Origin of the sequence: Bacillus sp. FJAT-22090 (assembly GCF_007676755.1) — a bacterium.
In the GTDB taxonomy this organism is placed as follows: domain Bacteria; phylum Bacillota; class Bacilli; order Bacillales_A; family Planococcaceae; genus Psychrobacillus.
In genome coordinates this window covers 429,172-436,151 of sequence record NZ_VEBK01000003.1, presented here as the reverse complement: position 1 = coordinate 436,151, position 6,980 = coordinate 429,172, and the positions used below count along the sequence as shown (strand labels likewise).

The following is a 6,980-nucleotide window of genomic DNA, read 5'->3' as shown; positions in this document are numbered from 1 at the left end:
CGGGGTGGAAGCGTGGCGACACGTGCAGCTGACGAATACTAATCGATCGAGGACTTAACCAAAATGTATGTATTGTGAATATGTCGTTTATCCAGTTTTGAGTGAACAAGCACTCTGTTTAATAAGTCTAGTGATGATGGCGAAGAGGTCACACCCGTTCCCATACCGAACACGGAAGTTAAGCTCTTCAGCGCCGATGGTAGTTGGGGGTCTCCCCCTGTGAGAGTAGGACGTCGCTGGGCACACAAGAAGAAGTCGTTACCGAGTAATCGGTAGCGACTTTTTTGTATTTGTAGAATAGTTTAGTTATGGGAAAAACAGATCTCGGTAGATTAAAAAAGGACCAATCGCAGACCAACCCCATTTGGTTGCTTTCGGAGGGGAATTGGTTGTTCTCGTGATCAAACTGGTTGCTCTCCCAGCACAATTAGTTGCGTTGAGCCATTTATCTCCAAATCATCTCTTCTTTACTTAGACAAATGTACCCAATAAGCAGTTGCCCGCTTAGAAAAATTCGTAGCTGTTTATTAACAACTAAAGTCTGTTTTTTGTCGACGTATACACAAGTAGTAAGCGTTACTCTACTATTGATAACGCTCCTTTTAATTGCCGCATAATTTCTTATAATTCCTCAACTTTAACATGCAGCAAGTGGAAATAAGATAAGCAACAACACATAATAGTAATTGTACAAAAGCAAATAGTTACCCTACAGGGATTCACCATAATATAAACCACTTGCAGAATTAGAAAGAAGCAGACACAATATGAGATAAGAAGGGGGCTTGAGTGTGGTTGTAATTTTAGCGGTAGATGATGATGTGCATACGTTAGAGTTGATATCTATTTTTTTATCGAACACGGGGTATCGTGTCGTAAAGGCTAAGAATGGGAAAGAAGGATTGGCATTGATCGAAAAAGAAATACCTGATCTTGCAATAGTGGACGTAATGATGCCAGAAATGGATGGTTTAATGCTAACAAAGATTATTCGCGAACAGTATGATTTCCCGATTCTATTACTAACAGCAAAAGGACGCCTAGAAGATAAAGAAAAGGGCTATTTAGCAGGATCAGATGATTATTTAGTAAAACCCTTTGAACCGAAAGAGTTATTGTTTCGTATCCGTGCAATTCTCAGAAGATACGACAAAACAAGTGATGCCAATATACAAGTAGGTAATATGTTGATTAATAGAAAAAGCTTTGAGGTGCAAATTGGGGAAGAGCTAATAGTGCTGCCTTTAAAGGAATTTGAATTGCTTTCTAAGCTTGCATCGAAACCAAACCAAGTCTTTACTCGTGACCAATTAATTGAGGCTGTGTGGGGAATTGATTTTGAAGGGGATGAACAAACATTAAGTGTACATATAAAACGAATAAGGGAGCGTATAGCAAAAACTCAAACAAATGTACAGATTAAGACAGTTCGTGGAATGGGTTATAAATTAGAGGGAATGCATGTATGAAAACCTTATATAGTAAATTTGTCTGGATGACACTACTTATAATGTTTGCCAGTGGGACAATCGGTTTTATGATTGTAAATACGTTTTATCATCAAAACTTGAAAGAGAAAAATGATGATAAAAATATAGATGTAGCCAACTCTATAGTGGAGCTTATTGAATCATCTAACCTAGATAGCTTAACGCCACTTCTAGAGACAATTGGAGATACCGGGTACCAAATCTATATCGTAAATGAAGATGGCAAAGAGAAGTTTTATGGTGGGGATTTCAGGATTCGTGAAATAAATAATTCAATTGTGAAAAGGGTTTTACAAGGTGGGGAATACCATGGGATGCGAGAGTTCCCTAAAGAGACGTTTATAACTGGTTATTTTTCAAATGAATTAACGAATACAGTAGGAGTACCATTTACTTTTAATCATGAGAGATATGCCCTTTTTCAAAGACCTAATATTAAATTTCTATTTAATGAAATTCATCTGCTTTTAGGCGGTCTTGCGGGTGCAATGATAATCATCAGTGTTATTGCTATGTTGATCGTTGCGAAAAGGATGATTGATCCGCTAACAAAGCTGACGATTGCAACGAATAAAATTGCAAACGAAGATTTTCAAGTACCTATACTAGTCAATCAACGAGATGAAATTGGCCAACTGGCGGATAGCTTCCGGAATATGGTGAAGCAATTGGAAGCCAGTGACCGTTATAAAAAGGAATTTATCGCCAGAGTGTCACATGATTTTCAAACACCTCTATTAAATATACAGGGATATGCTACATTACTTGAGAATGGGGAACTAAATTCAAATTACGCAGAAATAATTCAAAAAGAAGCAAAGCGTTTGTCGAGTGTAATGAAGCAATTATTATTACTAACTTCATTTGATCAAGCAAATAATCGTACGAAAAAAGAAGTGTTTCAACTGGACGACCAGTTAAAACAAGTTGTGTTGAAATTTAGATGGCTATTAGATGAAAAGGATATCTCCATCCAATTGCAATTAAAAAAAGTGGAGGTAATGGGAGATAGAGAGATGTTAGAGTACGTTTGGGAAAACCTCATTTCTAATGCGATTAAATACAATTACTCTCCAGGAGAAATACAATTAAAAGTGACAGAAACCACGGAATATGTACAAGTTATGATACAAGACACTGGTATTGGAAACAAGGATACGGATTATGGGCAATGGACAGAGCGATTTTATCGAGAGGATGAAGCAAGATCCACTCAAATTGAGGGCAGTGGGCTAGGTTTGGCAATTGTAAAGGAAGTTATACATTCGCATAGTGGCATGCTTTCATTTGAAAATGTAGAACCTCATGGAACTAAGGTATACGTTCAACTAAAGAAGATGTAATCCCCCGTTCATCTTCCGTTCACTTTCGGAATGTATAGTTACCCCTGTAAAGAAATTTAAAAGGGGGTAACGAAATGAAGAATAAGCGTACTTGGCTTATAACTTTAGTAAGTTGGTTAGTTATAGTAGGATTACTTTCTTTTCTTGCACCATCCAGTAAAGAGGTCGCAAGCACATCCAAAAATGCTGGGCTTCCAGAAACAGCTTTATCCATTCAAGCTGATAAAGTAATAAAAGAAAACTTCACTAGCAGTGAGGGGATACCTCTCCTAATAGTTTTTGAAAAAAATAAGGCAGCCACAGATGAGGAAATACAAAGCATTCTTACATTAATGGAGAAGAATTATCCGGGTATACCGAGGTTTTCAAAAATACCTATGGAACATCGTGCATCATTTGTTTCAAAGGATAAAAAAACATTTTTTATTCCACTGATGTTAGAAGGGCAATTAGAAAGTAAAGAGATTCATGCAAAGGTGAAAGACATTAAAAAGAATGTATCTCACATTATCCCGAAAGATTTTACTATTTATTATACGGGACCAGCTGGTATAGCTAGCGATACAATTGAGCTATTTTCACAGGCTGATGTAGTTTTACTTCTGGCAACAGTAGGGATTATTTTTATCCTACTAATCGTGATTTATCGTTCATTCATTCTTGCAATCATTCCACTTGTTGGAGCAGGAATTGTGTACGGGGTAGTAGATAGAATGATTGGTCTTACCGGTAAGTTCACATCTATTACAATTGAAAACCAGGCATTATCAATTATGATGATTTTGTTATTTGCTGTGATTACCGATTATTCGCTATTACTGTATTCAAGGTATAAAGAAGAACTGGATATGAAAATAGCACTTGTTAAAACTAGAGAAACTATCCTCTTTAGTGGTGGTACCATTTTAGCGGGAGTAGCAACACTTGCGTTTGCCGTATACGAGCCATATCGTAATTTTGCTCCCGTATTTGCAATTGCAGTAGTGATCATGCTAATCGCGGGACTAACGTTATTGCCAGCTTTGTTTGCTTTAGTAAAAATACCAAAAATGAAAGAAAATACAACGAAGCTTTGGGCAAAAGCAGGAAATGTCAGTACGAAAAAGCCATGGAAAGTTGCTATACCGATTTTGTTACTATTAGGGATTGGTACATGGCATGCAACAACAATCATCTATTCATATGATCTACTAGCGTCTTTCCCAAAAGAGTTATCTTCAAGGGAGGGTTTTACAAAGCTAGGGGAGGCATTTTCAGAAGGTGAAATAGCACCAACAACGATTGTAGTAAAATCAAAAGACGAAAAAGTGGTTGCAGATATTCAAGAAAAGTTGGAAGATAGACCACTTGTAAGTCAAGTTCGGCCTTCGACTTCAAAAAGTGATCAGTACACACAGTTTTCTATCATATTTAAAGCGAATCCTTATAGTAAGGAAGCTTTGAATGAAGTAGAAGCAATAAGAGATGAACTAGTAAACCAACAAGTTTTAGTAAGTGGAGAGACAGTGAAACAAGTGGATATTCGGGATACTAACAATAGAGACACATTACTCGTAATGGGGTTAATGACAGTACTGATCGGATTAATGCTTACTTTGCAAACTAGATCGATTCGGGCATCGTTATTGATGATGGTATCCATTTTACTTTCATTTGGAGCGGCTTTAGGCTTCTCTACATGGATGTTCGATGTTTTCTTAGGATATACATCGTTTAGCTATCGAATCCCCCTATACACATTTGTATTTTTAGTGGCACTAGGTGTGGACTACTCGATCATGTTAATGAGTAGGTTAAAAGAAGAACGAAAACAGAGTGACGAACATGAAGCAATTGCGAAAGCAGTTGAAAAAACCGGCAGTGTTATTTCTTCGGCAGGATTAATACTAGCAGCAACATTTGCTGTTTTAATATCGCAGCCAGTCATGGAACTTAAATTATTTGGTTTTGCCGTCGCAGTTGGTGTTCTGTTGGATACGTTTATCGTTCGACCATTATTATTACCAGCGTTATTAACAATTACAACTAAAAATAGGGGGAAATGAAGATGCAAGAAAGATGGAGTTTACGACTAATACGTGCAGGAGCATTATTTGGATTGTTGGGGGCTTATCTTGGTTCTCATATGGCAGGGGCAGGATCTTACGCGCTTCGCCCAATTCATGCTCATATTTTACTGGTCGGATGGTTGTCGTTATTTGTTTATGGACTGTTTTATAAGGTATATAAGATTAAATCGCCTAAGCTTGTGGCAATTCATGGTTGGGCAGCTATTATTGGAGCGGTAGGGCTGACGTTAGGTATGTACTTACAATTCATCCACCCATTCCAAATAAATGAGACGGTTGCTTTAATCATGTATATTGTAGGTGGTACAATATTATTGATCAGTTTTGCTATATTTGTTTTAGTAACTTTTGGAGTAGAAAAAGGAAGAAGCACAGTTTAATCTGCGCGTCTTCTTTTTGTTTTTAAATTAATAGCCTTCCAACTAAGATATACTATATTGTTATTGCTTTTCAATTAGTTTTTTGGATTTTTAAGAGCAATCAAATAGTGAAAGTGACTTTTTGTATAATGGTAATTATATTCAATTATTATTTTTATAGTGTTAAAAGATTCGCCTACCAATGGTTTACATTTAATTTCATGTTCTTTGGGATACTAATAGCCTTTTCAATGACGATGACTTTTGAGAAAATCAAAACAAACGTGAGAAGTTTCTTGTCGAGGTTTAATATGAATCTTTCATCATTCTTTACACACCAATTACCCTCTGTTATATTATTGGTATAACAAAGGTGGAGGGGATTGTATGAGGAGATCGCTAAATATTTTTTCTTTAATAGCGATGGTCTTTTTGTTACTTGCTGCATGTAGTAAAGAAAAAGAGGAGGCATCAGAAGTGGACTCGTTAGAAAAAATAGAGGGTGTATGGGAAGGGTCTATTAATATTCCTAATCAGCCACTGCCAATTGTCGTTGAATTCGGAACAGAAAAAGGGATGATTAGCATTCCAGTACAAGGACTAAGCGACTATCCGCTCTCAGATGTGAAATTAAACGCATCGGACGTATTTTTTAATATGAATATTCAAGGACAAAAACTATCGTTTGTTGGCAAAGTGGAACAAGAAAAAATTTCGGGAACGTTTACCCAGCAAGGGCAGTCTTTTCCTTTTGAATTGGTAAAGGGAAGTAAAGAAGAGGAAGTAGATAAAGGTAATATGGTTGAAGTGAAGGTACACGGTGGAACGATGTCTGGTCAACTAGAAATTCCCTCAGGTGAAGGACCTTTTCCTCTTATGGTTATCATCGCTGGTTCTGGTCCCACTGATAGAAACGGGAACTCGATTGCATTGCCCGGAAAAAACAATAGTTTGAAAATGCTCGCAGAGGATTTGGCGAGTAATGGTGTGGCAACAATCCGCTATGACAAGCGAGGAGTTGGCAATAATACGAGTCTGGCCAGCAAAGAAGAAGATTTGCGATTTGATCAATTCATTGACGACGCGGCTGCATGGGTAAAATTTGCAAAGGACGATACACGCTTTTCGAAGGTTGGCATAATAGGCCATAGTGAAGGTTCCCTCATTGGAATGGTGGCAAGCGAAAAAACTGATGCGGACGCATTCATATCCGTAGCTGGTGCAGGAAGACCTATCGATCAGGTTCTCCTTGAGCAACTCCAAACACAGCTACCAGCAAACCTAATGGAAGAATCCACCATTATTCTGGAAAAATTAAAACAAGGTGAGCAAGTGAAAACGGTAAGCCCGGAATTACAAAGTGTGTTCCGCACATCGGTTCAACCCTATATGATTTCCTGGTTGAAGTATGATCCTACTCAACACCTGCAAAAGTTAAATTGCCCCGTACTCCTAGTGAATGGGAATGTAGATATTCAAGTCCCTGTAAAAGATGCAGAGCTATTGCATCAAGCAAAAAAAGACTCTGAATTACTTATTGTTGATAAGATGAATCATATTTTGAAAGAAGCACCTGCCGATCGCGAAGGAAATATTGCTACGTATTCAAATCCCGATCTTCCCTTAGCAAATGGGTTAGTGGATGGAATAGTTGATTTTGTGAAAAACAGGTAAAATGAAATAATGGTTGAATAGAAAATGCTGAACTTGTTGGAGTTC

At 37.5% G+C, this 6,980-nt stretch carries 5 protein-coding genes and 1 rRNA gene; all 6 read left to right on the top strand.

Annotated elements, in window-relative coordinates; all coding sequences use genetic code 11:
• The first annotated feature begins 126 nt into the window (after positions 1-126).
• The 6 genes from rrf (at position 127) to FS486_RS07010 (ending at position 6,935) form a co-directional block, all read left to right on the top strand.
• Positions 127-242, top strand: a 5S ribosomal RNA gene (gene rrf, locus FS486_RS07035).
• 549 nt (positions 243-791) lie between these two features.
• The gene (locus FS486_RS07030) at positions 792-1,469 is read left to right on the top strand and encodes a response regulator transcription factor (RefSeq protein WP_144510594.1); all 678 of its coding nucleotides are present in this window, start codon (positions 792-794) and stop codon (positions 1,467-1,469) included.
• On the top strand, positions 1,466-2,833 hold the full coding sequence (locus FS486_RS07025; protein ID WP_144510593.1) for a sensor histidine kinase: 1,368 nt from the start codon (positions 1,466-1,468) through the stop codon (positions 2,831-2,833). Before FS486_RS07030 ends, FS486_RS07025 begins: the two co-directional genes overlap by 4 nt.
• 74 nt (positions 2,834-2,907) lie before the next feature.
• The gene (locus FS486_RS07020) at positions 2,908-4,878 is read left to right on the top strand and encodes an MMPL family transporter (protein ID WP_144510592.1); all 1,971 of its coding nucleotides are present in this window, start codon (positions 2,908-2,910) and stop codon (positions 4,876-4,878) included.
• A 2-nt stretch (positions 4,879-4,880) separates the two neighbouring features.
• Positions 4,881-5,282 carry a hypothetical protein gene (locus FS486_RS07015; RefSeq protein ID WP_144510591.1) on the top strand — a complete coding sequence of 134 codons (402 nt, stop codon included), beginning with the start codon at positions 4,881-4,883 and terminating at the stop codon, positions 5,280-5,282.
• Positions 5,283-5,648: 366 nt separating this feature from the next.
• A complete protein-coding gene (locus FS486_RS07010; protein ID WP_144510590.1) occupies positions 5,649-6,935 on the top strand; it encodes an alpha/beta hydrolase family protein in 1,287 nt (428 codons plus the stop codon).
• The last annotated feature ends 45 nt before the right edge of the window (positions 6,936-6,980 follow it).